The sequence below is a fragment of the Streptomyces sp. NPDC047072 genome (assembly GCF_040643855.1).
Taxonomy (GTDB): domain Bacteria; phylum Actinomycetota; class Actinomycetes; order Streptomycetales; family Streptomycetaceae; genus Streptomyces.
In genome coordinates, this window is sequence record NZ_JBEYVC010000051.1 from 21,819 (window position 1) to 36,951 (window position 15,133).

12 protein-coding genes and 1 pseudogene are annotated in these 15,133 nt (G+C 71.3%); 5 read left to right on the forward strand and 8 right to left on the reverse strand.

Features of this window, described 5'->3' with window-relative positions:
- Positions 1–65 precede the first annotated feature (65 nt).
- Positions 66–581, forward strand: coding sequence for a hypothetical protein (locus ABZ896_RS22370; protein WP_360931702.1), 516 nt, complete (start codon positions 66–68; stop codon positions 579–581).
- A 268-nt stretch (positions 582–849) separates the two neighbouring features.
- On the forward strand, positions 850–1,515 hold the full coding sequence (locus tag ABZ896_RS22375; protein ID WP_360931705.1) for an HAD family hydrolase: 666 nt from the start codon (positions 850–852) through the stop codon (positions 1,513–1,515).
- Positions 1,516–1,659: 144 nt separating this feature from the next.
- Here ABZ896_RS22375 and ABZ896_RS22380 read toward each other — a convergent pair whose 3' ends face one another.
- Entirely contained in the window at positions 1,660–2,226 is a 567-nt protein-coding gene (locus ABZ896_RS22380; RefSeq protein WP_360931708.1) for a DJ-1/PfpI family protein, read from the reverse strand.
- Positions 2,227–2,757: 531 nt separating this feature from the next.
- On the opposite strand from ABZ896_RS22380, the gene ABZ896_RS22385 reads away from it, so the two are divergent.
- On the forward strand, positions 2,758–7,707 hold the full coding sequence (locus ABZ896_RS22385) for an NAD-glutamate dehydrogenase (RefSeq protein WP_360931711.1): 4,950 nt from the start codon (positions 2,758–2,760) through the stop codon (positions 7,705–7,707).
- Between the two features lie 83 nt (positions 7,708–7,790).
- Here ABZ896_RS22385 and ABZ896_RS22390 read toward each other — a convergent pair whose 3' ends face one another.
- Positions 7,791–8,597: an ABC transporter ATP-binding protein gene (locus ABZ896_RS22390; protein ID WP_360931714.1), complete on the reverse strand. Its 807-nt coding sequence runs from the start codon at positions 8,595–8,597 to the stop codon at positions 7,791–7,793.
- On the reverse strand, positions 8,590–9,507 hold the full coding sequence (locus ABZ896_RS22395) for an ABC transporter permease (RefSeq protein WP_360931717.1): 918 nt from the start codon (positions 9,505–9,507) through the stop codon (positions 8,590–8,592). The genes ABZ896_RS22390 and ABZ896_RS22395 overlap by 8 nt, the downstream gene beginning before the upstream one ends.
- Positions 9,508–9,758: 251 nt before the next feature.
- On the opposite strand from ABZ896_RS22395, the gene ABZ896_RS22400 reads away from it, so the two are divergent.
- Complete coding sequence (locus ABZ896_RS22400; RefSeq protein ID WP_360931720.1) at positions 9,759–10,397, forward strand: TetR/AcrR family transcriptional regulator; 639 nt, start codon at positions 9,759–9,761, stop codon at positions 10,395–10,397.
- 149 nt (positions 10,398–10,546) lie between these two features.
- Here the strand turns inward: ABZ896_RS22400 and ABZ896_RS22405 are convergent.
- A pseudogene (locus tag ABZ896_RS22405) lies at positions 10,547–11,068 on the reverse strand (Crp/Fnr family transcriptional regulator); the annotation flags it as partial.
- On the opposite strand from ABZ896_RS22405, the gene ABZ896_RS22410 reads away from it, so the two are divergent.
- A complete protein-coding gene (locus ABZ896_RS22410) occupies positions 11,033–11,263 on the forward strand; it encodes an SDR family oxidoreductase (protein ID WP_360931776.1) in 231 nt (76 codons plus the stop codon). The pseudogene ABZ896_RS22405 and the gene ABZ896_RS22410 sit on opposite strands and share 36 nt — an antisense overlap.
- Positions 11,264–11,270: 7 nt before the next feature.
- Here ABZ896_RS22410 and ABZ896_RS22415 read toward each other — a convergent pair whose 3' ends face one another.
- The 4 genes from ABZ896_RS22415 to ABZ896_RS22430 form a co-directional block, all read right to left on the reverse strand.
- On the reverse strand, positions 11,271–12,209 hold the full coding sequence (locus ABZ896_RS22415) for an ADP-ribosylglycohydrolase family protein (RefSeq protein WP_360931723.1): 939 nt from the start codon (positions 12,207–12,209) through the stop codon (positions 11,271–11,273).
- A 73-nt stretch (positions 12,210–12,282) separates the two neighbouring features.
- Positions 12,283–13,263 (reverse strand): UDP-glucose 4-epimerase GalE, encoded by a 981-nt coding sequence (galE, locus tag ABZ896_RS22420; protein WP_360931726.1) that lies wholly within the window; start codon positions 13,261–13,263, stop codon positions 12,283–12,285.
- A 38-nt stretch (positions 13,264–13,301) separates the two neighbouring features.
- Entirely contained in the window at positions 13,302–14,501 is a 1,200-nt protein-coding gene (locus tag ABZ896_RS22425) for a glycosyltransferase family 87 protein (protein ID WP_360931779.1), read from the reverse strand.
- Positions 14,502–14,620: 119 nt separating this feature from the next.
- Entirely contained in the window at positions 14,621–15,100 is a 480-nt protein-coding gene (locus ABZ896_RS22430) for a MarR family transcriptional regulator (RefSeq protein WP_360931729.1), read from the reverse strand.
- Between the last annotated feature and the right edge of the window lie 33 nt (positions 15,101–15,133).

Below are 15,133 nucleotides of genomic sequence, written 5' to 3' on the forward strand. Positions count from 1 at the left end.
ACGTATCCTGAAGGTCTTCGCGGAGCCTTCCGGACCGCCTCCTCCGACCACGAAAGCGGCCAGCCATGCGCGTCTACGTCCCTCTGACCCTCCCCGGTCTCGCCGAGGCGTACAAGACGGGTGAGCTGGGGGCCGGGCCGCTCCTCGCCTACGCCGTCACGCCCGGCCTGCGGGAGTGGTACCTCTCCGACGACATCGAGGAGCTGGAGTACGCGGCGCTGAACCGGGCCGCGGTGGCCTCGCTGCGGCTGCTCGCGGCGGACGAGAGGGCGCCGCGGCGCCGGGTCGTGGTCGCCGTGGACGTACCCGACGGCGCGGCCGTCTCCGACCCCGACCGGGCGCTCGACCCGGTGGCGCTGGGCGAGGTGCGGGTCACCGGACCGGTGGCGCTGGCCAAGGCGGCCGCGGTGCACGTCGACTCCGACGACGCGGAGGAGGACGTCACCGCGGCGGTGGCCTCGCTGGAGGCGGCGGCCGCCGGGGACGACGACGCGCAGTTCGTGGTGGACGGCGCGGAGGACCACGAGCTGCTCTGGTACGCCACGCAGGAGATCCCGAACCTGGTGGGCCTGGGCGGCTGAGGCCGTGCCGCACGGGGCGCGGACCTCACGGCTGACGCGGTTCCGAACCGGACCGGCCCCGTGACCGGCGCGTTCCCGAGTGGATCGGCCCCCGCGGCAGTGGATCGGCCCCTGCGGCGCACGCGGGCCCGGGCTGGCGGCCGCCCTCGCGCTGGGCGCCCTGCCGTACGGGATTCCGCCTCAGCCGCCGGCGCCGGTCCCTCTCCCGTTCGCCCGCGCTCGACCTGCGGCTCTCTTGATTGTCAGTGGGGGCGGGTACGTTTTTGACATGGGGAAGCTGACAGGGGCGCACATCGTCTGGGACTGGAACGGCACGCTGTTCCACGACAACGACGCGATCATCGGCGCGACGAACGCCGCGTTCGCCGAGCTGGGGCTCGCGCCGATCACGATGGAGCGGTACCGGGCGCTGTACTGCGTGCCGGTGCCGAAGTTCTACGAGCGGCTGCTCGGACGGCTGCCCACCGACGCGGAGTGGGAGGTCATGGACGTGACCTTCCACCGGTACTACACCGAGCACCGCGTGGGGTGCGGGCTCACCGACGGTGCGGTGGAGCTGCTCGCGGGGTGGCGGTCGGCGGGGCGCAGCCAGTCGATTCTCAGCATGTACGGGCATGAGGATCTCGTGCCGCTCGTCCGGGGGTTCGGGATCGAACCGCACTTCCTGCGGGTGGACGGGCGGACCGGGCCGTCCGGTGGCAGCAAGGCGGAGCACATGGAGCGGCATCTCGCGGCGCTGGTGGGCGTGGATCCGGCTCGTACGGTGGTGATCGGGGACGCGGCGGACGACGCGGTGGCGGCGCTGGGGGTGGGGGCGCGGGCCGTGCTGTACACCGGGGGGTCGCATGGGCGGGAGAGTCTTGAGGCGGTCGGGGTGCCGGTGGTGGACACGCTGGCCGAGGCGGTCGCGGAGGCGGAGCGAATAGCGGCGTAGCCGGGTGGTGGGGTGCCCGGCGCTGGGGCTGGGCGTGGGTGGGTTTCGCTCGCCCGCGCGGGGCGGGGTGCCGTTTCTGTGGGTCGGGAGCCGCCCCTGCGGCACGACTGCCCGCAGCTACGGCGGACACGACGGCTGCTTCGCCTACGTCACCGGCGCCTTCGCCCGCAGCACCGTCAAGAACTCCCGCATCCACACCGAGTGGTCCGGCCAGGCCCGTGACGACACCAACGTGCCGTCGACCACGACCTCTGCGTCCTGGAACGCCGCCCCCGCCGCCTGCATGTCGGGCTCCAGCGCGGGATACGCCGTGACGCGGCGGCCGCGGAGGCCGTCGACCGCCGCGGTGAGCAGGGGGCCGTGACAGATCTGGGCGACCGGCTTGTCCGCGTCGAAGAAGGACTTGAGGATCTTGCGCAGCTCGGGGTCGTTGCGCAGGTACTCGGGGGCCCGGCCGCCGGGGATGACGATCGCGGCGTACGCGCCGGGATCCACCTCGGCGAAGGCCAGGTCGGCGGGCCAGGTGTAGCCGGGCTTCTCGGTGTAGGTGTCGAAGCCGGGTTCGAAGTCGTGGACGACGAACCGGAGCTTCTTGCGGGCGGGGGCCGCGATGTGGACCTCGTAGCCCTCCTCGCGCAGGCGCTGGTAGGGGTACAGGACCTCGAGCGACTCCGCCGCGTCGCCGGTGACGATCAGGATTTTGGCTGTCATGTCGGCAACGTGCATCCAGAAAAGGGTCTTGCCAAGGGGGTGTGCAGCATGGAGGACGCAGGTGACCGGTCCGTCGCATTACGGCGGATTCGCGCCGTCCGCTCCTGTGCAGACTGTCAAAGTTCACCACCCGGTTTTGTACACATACGGCTCATGACGGAGGCCCTGTAAGGAGCGATAGCCTTGGTGGCGTGATCAGCGCGATAGTTCGCGGGGGCATCGTCGCCCCTGCCCTGCGCCCGGTGCGCACGGATTACCTCCGTGGCCGGGCGGCGGCCGCTGGTCCTCGCGGGCGGGACAGGGTCGCAGCGGCCCTCATGACGCCACGTACACCCTCGTCACCGGCGCGGCAGAGAGCAGCGTCACACCTGCCGGGCGTGTCGAGAATGGCTGATATCCCCCCGCTCATCTCACCCTGCGGCATAGCGTCTGAGCAGACCGGAGACCCCGGGCCGTGGCGGGCAGCCGCAGGGGAAGAGACCGTACTTCCTTCTACGTCACGCAACGGCGCGCGACAGGAGCCAGAGGACAATGCAGACCAAGCTGGACGAAGCCAAGGCCGAGCTGCTCGAAAGGGCCGCCCGGGTAGCTGAGAACAGCCCGGTCGGGGGGCACCTACCGACCGGGTCGACGGACGAGAGCACTCCCGACCGGGACACCGTGCTCGCGTTCCTCCAGCGCTACTACCTGCACACCGCCCCGGAGGACATCACCGACCGCGACCCGGTCGACGTCTTCGGCGCCGCTCTCTCCCACTACCGGCTGGCCGAGAACCGCCCGCAGGGCACGGCCAACGTACGGGTGTACACGCCCACGGTGGAGGAGAACGGCTGGACGTGCACCCACTCCGTCGTCGAGGTCGTCACCGACGACATGCCCTTCCTCGTCGACTCCGTCACCAACGACCTGACGCGCCAGAGCCGCGGCATCCATGTCGTCATCCACCCGCAGGTCGTCGTCCGCCGCGACCTCACCGGCAAGCTGATCGAGGTCCTCACCACCCCGCCCACCGGTGACCTCCCGCACGACGCGCACACCGAGTCGTGGATCCACGTCGAGATCGACCGCGAGACCGACCGCTCCGACCTGAAGCAGATCACCAACGACCTGCTGCGCGTCCTGTCCGACGTCCGCGAGGCCGTCGAGGACTGGGAGAAGATGCGGGACGCGGCCCTGCGGATGGCCGACGAACTGCCCGCCGAGCCCGTCGCCCCCGACCTGCGCGACCTGGAGATCGAGGAGGCCCGCGAGCTGCTGCGCTGGCTGGCCGCCGACCACTTCACCTTCCTCGGCTACCGCGAGTACCAGCTCCGCGAGGACGACTCCCTCGCGGCCGTCCCCGGCACCGGCCTCGGCATCCTGCGCTCCGACCCGCACCACGCGGGCGAGGAGGGCCACCCGGTCAGCCCGTCCTTCGAGCGGCTGCCCGCCGACGCGCGCGCCAAGGCCCGCGAGCACAAGCTGCTGGTGCTGACCAAGGCCAACAGCCGGGCGACCGTGCACCGGCCGTCGTACCTGGACTACATCGGGGTGAAGAAGTTCGACGCGGCAGGCAATGTCGTCGGCGAGCGGCGCTTCCTCGGTCTGTTCTCCTCCGCCGCGTACACCGAATCGGTGCGTCGCGTTCCGGTCATCCGGCGCAAGGTGGACGAAGTGCTGGAGCGGGCCGGTTTCTCGCCCAACAGCCACGACGGCCGCGACCTGCTCCAGATCCTGGAGACCTACCCGCGCGACGAGCTCTTCCAGACCCCGGCCGACGAGTTGGAGTCCATCGCGACCTCCGTGCTGTACCTCCAGGAGCGCCGGCGGCTGCGCCTCTACCTGCGCCAGGACGAGTACGGCCGCTACTACTCCGCCCTCGTCTACCTCCCGCGCGACCGCTACACCACCGGCGTCCGCCTGAGGATCATCGACATCCTCAAGGAGGAACTCCACGGCACCAGCGTCGACTTCACGGCCTGGAACACCGAGTCGATCCTGTCCCGGCTGCACTTCGTGGTCCGCGTCCCGCAGGGCACCGAGCTGCCGCAGCTCAGCGACAGCGACAAGGAGCGCATCGAGGCCCGTCTGGTCGAGGCCGCCCGCTCCTGGGCCGACGGCTGGACCGAGGCGCTCACCGCCGAGCTCGGCGAGGAGCGCGCCGCCGAACTGGCGCGCCGCTACGGCAACGCCTTCCCCGAGGGCTACAAGGCCGACCACACCCCGCGCTCCGCGGTCGCCGACCTCGTCCACCTCGAGAAGCTCACCGACGCCGAGACCGGGGCCGAGGGCAACGACTTCGCGCTGAGCCTGTACGAGCCGGTCGGCGCCGCCCCCGAGGAGCGCCGCTTCAAGATCTACCGCAAGGGTGACGCGATCTCCCTGTCCGCGGTGCTGCCGGTGCTGAGCCGCCTCGGTGTCGAGGTGACGGACGAGCGGCCGTACGAACTGCGGTGCTCGGACCGGAGCATCGCCTGGATCTACGACTTCGGCCTGCGTATGCCCAAGTCGCAGAACGGCACCGGTGACTACCTCGGCGACGACGGCCGCGAGCGCTTCCAGGAGGCCTTCGCCGCCACCTGGACCGGCAAGGCGGAGAACGACGGCTTCAACGCCCTGGTGCTCAGCGCCGGGCTCGGCTGGCGCCAGGCGATGGTGCTGCGGGCGTACGCCAAGTACCTGCGCCAGGCGGGCTCGACGTTCTCGCAGGACTACATGGAGGACACCCTCCGCAACAACGTCCACACCACCCGGCTGCTCGTCTCCCTGTTCGAGGCGCGGATGTCGCCGGACCGGCAGCGCGCCGGGCACGAGCTGGTCGACGCCCTCCTGGAGGAGCTCGACGCGGCGCTCGACCAGGTCGCGAGCCTCGACGAGGACCGGATCCTCAGGTCCTTCCTGACGGTCATCAAGGCGACCCTGCGCACCAACTTCTTCCAGGAGGCCGCGGGCGGAAAGCCGCACGACTACGTCTCCATGAAGTTCGACCCGCAGGCCATCCCGGACCTCCCGGCCCCGCGTCCGGCGTTCGAGATCTGGGTGTACTCCCCGCGCGTCGAGGGCGTCCACCTGCGCTTCGGCAAGGTCGCGCGCGGTGGTCTGCGCTGGTCCGACCGGCGTGAGGACTTCCGCACCGAGATCCTCGGCCTGGTCAAGGCGCAGATGGTGAAGAACACCGTCATCGTGCCGGTCGGCGCCAAGGGCGGCTTCGTCGCCAAGCAGCTGCCCGACCCGAGCGTGGACCGGGACGCCTGGCTCGCCGAGGGCATCGGCAGCTACAAGACGTTCATCTCGGCGCTGCTCGACATCACCGACAACATGGTCGCCGGTGAGGTCGTCCCGCCCGCCGACGTCGTACGGCACGACGAGGACGACACCTACCTGGTGGTCGCGGCCGACAAGGGCACGGCGACGTTCTCCGACATCGCCAACGGGGTCGCGGAGTCGTACAACTTCTGGCTCGGCGACGCCTTCGCCTCCGGCGGCTCGGCCGGTTACGACCACAAGGGCATGGGCATCACCGCCCGCGGTGCCTGGGAGTCCGTCAAGCGGCACTTCCGCGAACTGGACCTCGACACCCAGACCGAGGACTTCACCGTTGTCGGCATCGGTGACATGTCCGGTGACGTGTTCGGCAACGGCATGCTGCTGAGCGAGCACATCCGCCTGGTCGCCGCCTTCGACCACCGGCACATCTTCATCGACCCGAAGCCCGACGCGGCCACCTCCTACGCCGAGCGCCGCCGCATCTTCGAACTGCCCAGGTCGAGTTGGGCCGATTACAACGCCGAACTGATCTCGGCCGGCGGCGGCATCTTCCCCCGCAGCGCCAAGTCCATCCCCGTCAACGCCCACGTCCGCGAGGCCCTCGGCATCGAGGACAAGGTCGCCAAGATGACCCCGGCCGACCTGATGAAGGCGATCCTCAAGGCGCCGGTGGACCTGCTGTGGAACGGCGGCATCGGCACGTACGTGAAGGCGTCGACGGAGACCCACGCGGACGTCGGCGACAAGGCCAACGACCCGATCCGCGTCGACGGCGCCGACCTGCGCGTGCGCGTCGTCGGCGAGGGCGGCAACCTGGGCCTGACCCAGCTGGGCCGGATCGAGTTCGCACTGCACGGCGGCAAGATCAACACCGACGCCATCGACAACAGCGCCGGCGTGGACACCTCCGACCACGAGGTGAACATCAAGATCCTGCTCAACGGCCTGGTCACCGAAGGCGACATGACCGTCAAGCAGCGCAACAAACTGCTCGCCGAGATGACCGACGAGGTCGGCCGCCTGGTCCTGCGCAACAACTACGCGCAGAACACCGCCATCGCCAACGCGCTCGCCCAGTCCAAGGACATGCTCCACGCCCAGCAGCGCTTCATGCGCCACCTGGTGCGCGAGGGCCACCTCGACCGGGCCCTGGAGTTCCTGCCCACCGACCGGCAGATCCGCGAGCGGCTCAACACCGGGCAGGGCCTGACCAGCCCGGAGACGGCCGTCCTGCTGGCGTACACGAAGATCACGGTCGCCGAGGAACTGCTGCACACCTCGCTCCCGGACGACCCCTATCTGCACGGTCTGCTGCACACGTACTTCCCGAAGGCGCTGCGCGAGCAGTTCCCCGAGCACATCGACACCCACCCGCTGCACCGCGAGATCACCACGACCGTCCTGGTCAACGACACGGTCAACACCGGTGGTACGACCTATCTGCACCGCCTCCGGGAGGAGACCGGTGCGTCGCTGGAGGAGATCGTCCGGGCGCAGACCGTGGCCCGCGCGATCTTCCGCTCCGGCGTGGTCTGGGACGGGGTCGAGGCGCTCGACAACCGGGTCGAGGCCGCCGTACAGACCCGGATTCGGCTGCACTCGCGGCGCCTGGTCGAGCGCGGCACGCGCTGGCTGCTCAACAACCGGCCGCAGCCGCTGGAACTCGCCGAGACCGTCGAGTTCTTCGCCGACCGGGTCGAGCTGGTGTGGGGGCAGCTGCCGAAGCTGCTGCGCGGCGCGGACCTGGAGTGGTACCAGAAGATCTACGACGAGCTGACCGGCGCCGGCGTCCCGGACGAACTCGCCACCCGCGTGGCCGGGTTCTCCTCCGCCTTCCCGACGCTGGACATCGTCTCGGTGGGCGACCGCATGGGCCGGGATCCGATGGACGTCGCCGAGGTGTACTACGACCTCGCCGACCGCCTCCGCATCACCCAGCTCATGGACCGCATCATCGAGCTGCCCCGCGCGGACCGCTGGCAGTCCATGGCCCGCGCGTCGATCCGCGAGGACCTGTACGCGGCGCACTCGGCGCTGACGGCCGACGTGCTGGCGGTGGGCAACGGCACCTCCACCCCCGAGCAGCGCTTCAAGGCCTGGGAGCAGAAGAACGCCGCGATCCTCGGCCGGGCCCGCACCACCCTGGAGGAGATCCAGGGCTCGGAGACGTTCGACCTCGCCAATCTGTCGGTGGCGATGCGGACGATGCGCACCCTGCTGCGGCAGCACTCGTAAGCGGTACGACTGAGCGGTACGACGATGAGGGGCGCCCCGGGCCGGATCGGCTCGGGGCGCCCCTCCTGACGTGGTGGGGGAGTTCAGGCCGCCTTCGGCTTGTCGGCGCCGCCGGTGAACTCCTCGTACGCCGCCATGACCTCCTCGGTCGGGCCGTCCATCCGCAGCTCGCCGCGCTCCAGCCACAGGACCCGCTCGCAGGTGTCGCGGATCGACTTGTTGTTGTGGCTGACCAGGAACACCGTGCCCGCGTGCTGGCGCAGTTCGCGGATGCGTTCCTCGGAGCGCCGCTGGAAGGAACGGTCGCCGGTGGCGAGCGCCTCGTCGATGAGCAGCACGTCGTGGTCCTTGGCCGCGGCGATGGAGAAGCGCAGCCGGGCGCCCATGCCGGAGGAGTAGGTGCGCATCGGGAGGGTGATGAAGTCGCCCTTCTCGTTGATGCCGGAGAAGTCGACGATCGACTCGTAGCGCTCCTTGATCTCCTCGCGGGACATGCCCATGGCGAGGCCGCCGAGGTAGACGTTCTTCTCGCCGGTCAGATCGCCCATGAGGGCCGCGTTGACGCCGAGGAGGGAGGGCTGGCCGTCGGTGTAGATGCTGCCGTTCTCCACCGGCAGCAGGCCCGCGACCGCCTTCAGCAGCGTCGACTTGCCGGAGCCGTTGGTGCCGATCAGGCCGACGGCCTCGCCCTTGTACGCGACGAAGGAGACCTTCTTGACGGCGTGCACCCTGCGCACGCCCGCCGCCTTCTCGGCCTGTCCCTTGCGCAACATGCGGTTCAGGGCGGCGGTGGCGGAGCCCTTCCCGGCGCCGGTGCCGTTGACGCGGTAGACGATGTCGACGCTGTCGCAGACGACGGTGGGGATCCTGCTGCTGTCGATGTCAGCCACGGCCGTACGTCTCCTCAGCCTTCCAGAAGTAGATGAACCCGCCGACGCCGGCGACCAGCGCCCAGCCCGCCGCGATCGCCCACACGTGGTGGGGCAGCTGGCTGGAGTGGAAGGTGTCGATCAGGGCGTAGCGCATCAGGTCGATGTAGACGGCGGCCGGGTTGGCCTGGAGGACCGGCACCACCCAGGACGGCCAGTCGTGGTGGCCCTTGGCCAGCCGGTCGATGCTCCACATCACACCGGAGACGTACATCCACGTGCGCAGGATGAACGGCATCAGCTGCGCGATGTCCGGGGTCTTCGCGCCCATCCGCGCCATGACCATCGAGACGCCCGCGTTGAACGTGAACTGAAGGATCAGCGCCGGCATCGCCAGCAGCCAGGACGCCGAGACCGGCACGCCGAAGCAGAGCAGGATCACCACCAGCGCGGCCATCGAGAACAGCAGCTGCTGGAGCTGCTGGAGGCAGAACGAGAGCGGCAGCGCGGCCCGCGGGAAGTGCAGCGCCCGCACCAGGCCGAGGTTGCCGGAGATCGCGCGGGTGCCCGCGAGGATCGAGCTCTGGGTGAACGTCCAGATGAACACGCCCGTCACCAGGAACGGGATGTAGTCCGGCACGCCCTTCTTGGTGCCGAGCAGCACACCGAAGATGAAGAAGTACACCGCCGCGTTGAGCAGCGGGTTCATCACCTGCCAGACCTGTCCCAGCTTCGCCTGGGCGTACTGCGCGGTCAGTTTGGCGGTCGAGAACGCGGTGATGAAGTGCCGCCGTGCCCACAGCTGGCGCACGTACTCGGGCAGGGAGGGGCGCGCGCCGCTGACCGACAGACCGTGCCGCGCGGCGAGGGCCGCGAGGTCGTCGTCGGCCGGGGCCGCGGTGGGGGGCGGTGTGTGGAGGACCTGGCTCACATCCGCTGCTTTCGCTCGGGGGGTGGGGTGCGTCGGGTGCGGCCCGTCGGCCGCCGGTCGGTTGGCCGGACGTTCACTTACGCTTCTCTTCACGTTTTCTTACGTCGGGACGGGACCGTATCGTCGCAACGTGAGCGTAGGTCGATCGGACGTCGGAACGCAACCGTTTCGTCGTGACGGATTACGTCGGGACGGAACTGTATCGTCGTAACGGTTCGCGTCGGGACGGCACCGTTTCGTCGCTACGCCCTATGCTGGACCGCATGACGACCAACGCCGACGCGCCACAGACCCGTACGCGCCGCCGTGCTCCGGCCGGAGCCGCCGTGCTCCGTGAGGATGTGACGGAAGCCATCCGGGGGGCCGTCTTCGAGGAGCTCGCGGCCGTCGGATACGCGCGGATGTCGATCGAGGGGATCGCGCGCCGCGCGGGCGTCGGGAAGACGGCGGTCTACCGCCGGTGGAAGTCCAAGCTGCACCTGGTGCTCGACGTGCTCTCGGAGATCGCGGTGCTGGGCCTGCCGGTGCCGGACACGGGCTCGTTGGAGGACGACCTCAGGATGCTGTACGAGGTGACGTCCCGGGCGCTGCGGCACCCGGTGGCCTCGCAGATCATCCCGGACCTCCAGGCGGAGGCGGCGCGCAACCCCGAGATCGCCGAGGCCTTCCAGGACGCGCTCCAGAAGGGCCAGGAGGGTGTCGCCAACAAGATCATCGTGGCGGCGGAGCAGCGCGGCGAGATCCGGCTGGGCTTCGACGACGAACTGGCCCTCGACCTGATCTCCGGCCCGCTGTACTGGCGCTCGGTGGTGGTGCGCAGCCCGAAGCTGCCCAAGGGGTACATCGCGGGGCTGGCCAGGGCGACGACGGAGGCGCTGAAGGCGCTGTGAGCCTTCGTTAGAGGCCGCGCTCCGGGGCTTCCGGGTCGGCGCGCAGGGCGAGGAGTTCCGGCGCGAGCACGCGGCCGCGGCCGCCCTCGCCGGGACAGGGCCCGGTTGACGGTGACGCGGGTGACGCCGAGGAGGTCGGCGAGCGCGCCCTGGCCGCCCGGGGGCGGGGAGAGCAGCCCAGCCGTCGGTGCCGCGCACGCCTCCAGCAGCCAGGCCGCCAGCCGGGCCTCGCAGGGCAGGGCGACGGTGTCGGCGAGCCGGTCCTGCTGGGCGCGGGCCTGGGCCGCCAGCAGCCGCAGGACGTGGGCCCGTACGGCGGCGGAGTCGTCCAGCAGCGCGGTGAAGCGGGCCCGCGGCACGGCCCGTACGGCGCACGGGGTGAGCGCGGTGAACGTCGCCGTGTGACCGGCGCCGTCCAGCAGCGCCACCTTGTCGAGCGCGCACCGGGCGGCCCAGGTGCCGAACCGTACGACCCGGCCGCCGGCGGTCGTGGCGGAGGCGGCCGTGCTGCCGTCGAGGCGGTCGGCGGGGGCGCCCTGCCGGTACAGGGTCTCGCCGGTGCCGTAGCGACGCGGGACGGAGGCGTCCCACAGGCCGCGCAGGACGGTGTCCGGGAGCGCGGCGAACAGGGGGGCATCCCGCAGGCGTCGCCAGTCGAACGCGGCGGTCATCGGCGCCCCCTTCGCCGGACTGTATCGCGCGATACAGCCCAGTACGGCGGCCAGAGCCCAGCCTCGGCGCACCGAAGCCGGCACCCCACCGACATCGCCGAGGCGGTCGCCTTCCTCGCCTCGGACGCGGCCGCCTGCATCACCGGCGACAACCTGACGGTCTCCGGCGGCGTGGGTGTCCACGCGCGCGCGTGAGGGGCGGTTACGGGGCTCCGGTGAGCCGCTGGGCGAGTTCCGCCAGGTCGTCGTAGCGCAGGACCCGGTCGCCGCATCCCGGCAGCGGCACGTGCAGGGGTGCCGTCCAGCGGCCGGGGATCGCGGAAGCCCCGTACACCGCGCCCGCGAGACCTCCGGTCACCGCCGCCACGGTGTCGGTGTCACCGCCCAGGTCGATCGCGGCGCGCGCGGCGTCCTCGTAGGAGGAGGTGGTGCGCAGGGCCCACAGGGCGGAGCCGAGGCAGGGCCATACGGCGCCGTTGAACTCGGTGGCGAGGTCGGGGTGCCAGCCGGGGGCCAGGACGGTGGCGTAGCGCGACCGGTGGTCGGGGTGCAGGGCCTCCAGGGTGTCCGGTACGGCGGCCGGCGGGTCGTCTCCGGTCAGGGCGACCCGGACCAGCTCGTGGAAGGCGGCCGTGCCCTCCCAGGCCGCGCGGTCGCCGTGGGTGAGGGCGGCGAGGCGGCGGCCCGCGTCCATGGTGACGTCCCGGCCGAGCCCCGCGAAGTACACGGCGGAGGTGGCCGCCCGCATCAACGCCCCGTTGCCCGCGGCACGTCGGCTCACCTGGAAGTGCAGGGCGGCGGCGAGGTCCCAGGGGTCGCCGCTGCCCAGTACCGCCTCCGTCTGGAGGCCGATGTCCTTGGGATCCGCGGCCGCCCAGCGCCGGAACCGGCGGAAGACGTCGGGGAGTTCGAGGCCGTCGCACTCCAGCAGGGACTCGCCGACGAGCACCGCCATCTGAGTGTCGTCGGTCGCCTCACCCGGGTCCCAGCCACCGCCTCCGCACATCTCGCCACCGGCGCCCGGCGCGGGGAACCGGGCCGAGAAGGCACCCTCGGGGCCGAACTCGAAAGGTGCGCCCAGGGCGTCACCGACGGCGGAGCCGATGACGGTGCCCAGGGCGCGGTCTTCCGGGGAGGTCATCCAGGCAGGTTAGAGCGGGGCCAATGGGACGCGCCAACGGGTTGGACGCCGGGCACGGTCAGCGCGCTCACCCCTACCCCCGCGCCGCCCCCGGATGCAGCCGTACCCATCCCTCCCAGGCCGACGTGATCATGTCCTGGACGTCGTGCTTCGCCTTCCAGCCGAGTTCTGTGGTGGCGCGGTCCGCGGAGGCGACGACTCGGGTGGGGTCGCCGGGGCGGCGGGGGTGGACTGTCGGGGGGCGGTCGTGGCCTGTCAGGGCGTTGATGTGGTCGATCATCTCGCGGACCGAGACGCCCTCGCCGCGGCCGATGTTGAGGGTGAGGTCGCGGCCGGGGGCGGACTGGAGGGTGCGGGCCGCCGCCACATGGGCCTCCGCCAGGTCGGACACGTGGATGTAGTCCCGGACGCAGGTGCCGTCCGGGGTGTCGTAGTCGTCGCCGAAGATGCGCGGGGGCGCGTTCTCGGTGAGCTTCTCGAAGACCATCGGGACGATGTTGAAGACGCCGGTGTCGGCGAGTTCGGGGGCGGCCGCGCCCGCCACGTTGAAGTAGCGCAGGGACGCCGTGGACAGGCCCGTCGCCCGGCCCGTCGCGCGGACCAGCCACTCCCCGGCCAGCTTCGTCTCGCCGTACGGCGACATCGGCAGGCACGGGGTCTCCTCCGTGACCAGCGGGACGTCCGGCATGCCGTACACGGCCGCGGAGGACGAGAAGACGAAGGAGGACACCCCGGCCGTCGAGACGGCCTCCAGGAGGACGCGCAGGCCCTCCACGTTCTCCCGGTAGTAGTGCAGCGGCCGGTCCACCGACTCGCCGACCTGCTTCTTCGCCGCGAGATGGACGACCCCGGTGACCTCGTGGTCGGCGAGGGTGTGCGCCACCTTGTCGGCGTCCAGCGTGGAACCCACCACCAGCGGTACGTCGGCCGGCACCCGCTCGGCGATGCCGGTCGACAGGTCGTCGTAGACCACGGTCTGCTCGCCCGCCCCGGTCATCGCCCTCACGACATGCGCCCCGATGTAGCCGGCGCCGCCGGTGATCAGCCAGGTCATGTACGGCCGTCCCCTCGTCGGTTGCCCCTGTGCGCGTATCAGTGAAGCAGGCCGTGGGCCCCGGCGGGCGCGGCCGGCGTGAGCGCCTGTGCGCCCCGGGAGGCGCGTGGTAGTGGCGGTGTCACCGTCGAGCGCCACACGCGCGTGCAGGACAGCACGGCGGCCGCCGCCAGCAGACCGTTGCGGACGACCATCAGCGCGCAGCCCGTCCAGGTCGCCGCCGTGACCTCGTCGTACAGGACCGGGTAGACGACGGCGGTCACCGCCGTCGCGGCCAGCAGCAGCGCGGCGACCGGGCGCTGGGTGGTGTGCCGGGAGGTCAGACAGACGGCGGCCAGGCCCAGCAGCCAGATCAGGTACTGGGGGCTGATCACCCGGCTGGTGACGGTGAACAGCAGGACGGCGGCGAGCGCCGCGTCGTACGGCGTGGCCTCGCCCCAGCGCCTGGCCCGCGCCCGCCACAGCAGCACGAGACCCAGGGCTACGGCCGTCAGCGCGAGGGAGACGTGGGCGACCGTCGAGACATACGGACCGGTGTACTCCAGCGCCCCGTACCGGTACCGCACCTTCCCCGGCCAGCCCGCGTGCCGGGCCAGCGCGAGCAGTGTGCCGCCGAAGGACTCGATCTGCACGCCCCGGGCGCCCTGGCCGCGCAGGAAGGCGAAGGGGTGGTCGAAGAGGGTCACCAGGAGGGCCAGGACGGTGGTCCCGGTGACCGCGGCCCCCGTCCACGCCGATCGGGCCGCCCGCCCTTTCGGCAGGCCCGTGAGCACCAGGACCGGCCACACCTTCACCAGCGCCCCCAGCGCCGCGAACGCGCCGCACGCGCGCGTGGAGCGCGTCGACAGCAGCAGGGAGAGCACCGCGAGGGCGGTGACCTGGACGTCGTAACGGGCGAGCGGGACGTGCAGGAGGAGGGGGAGGCCGCAGATCCAGAAGGCCGCGCCGAGGAGGGTACGGCCTTCACGCGTGCCCGCGCGGGTCAGCGCCAGCGCGATCACCGCGTCCGCGGCCAGGGTCAGCGCCACGAACCCCTGGAGGTAGCTCAGACCCGGCAGCAGCGCGGGGGAGAGCAGGACGGGGCCCGCGCCCGGCGGGTACTGCCAGAGCGGGTCGTGCACCGGGAAGGCGCCGTGGGTGAGGACGCCGTACCAGTGGCCGTACAGCCCCGAGACCTCGCGCGTGACGTCGCCGTGGCCCAGCACGCGCAGTCGGTCGTGGGCGAGGAGCCACAGCATCAGGGCGCGGGTGGTGAGCCAGGCGAGGGCCGGCGCGGCGCGGGGATGTCTCACACCGGCGGATCGTAAGCGGGCATATGCCGCACCGGTGCCAAAGCGTGCCTAGATTTCGGTAAGGGTCAGGCTCCCTCGGCCGCCCGCGCCTCCGTCTGCGCCACGGCGTCCATCCGCGCGGTCAGCTCGTCGAGGCGGGTGCGCAGCTCGCGGATCTCGGTCACGTCGAAGCCGGTCGCGGCGGCGATCCGGCGCGGCACCTGGAGCGCCTGCTCGCGCAGGGCCGTCCCGGAGTCGGTCAGCCGCACCTCCACCGAGCGCTCGTCGCGGGCGCTGCGCTCACGCCGTACCAGACCCGCCGCCTCCAGGCGTTTGAGCAGCGGCGACAGGGTGCCGGAGTCCAGCCGCAGGTGTTCGCCCAGCTTCTTGACCGGCAGGTCGCCGTGCTCCCACAGCACGAGCATCACGAGGTACTGGGGGTAGGTCAGCCCCAGGTCCTTGAGGATCACGCGGTAGACGCCGTTGAAGGCGCGGGACGCGGCGTGCAGGGAGAAGCAGATCTGCTGGTCGAGGCGGAGCCAGTCGGTGGTGGGCGAGGTGGTCATGGCTCCAGGGTAGCTCGTGCGAGCCATTTAGTT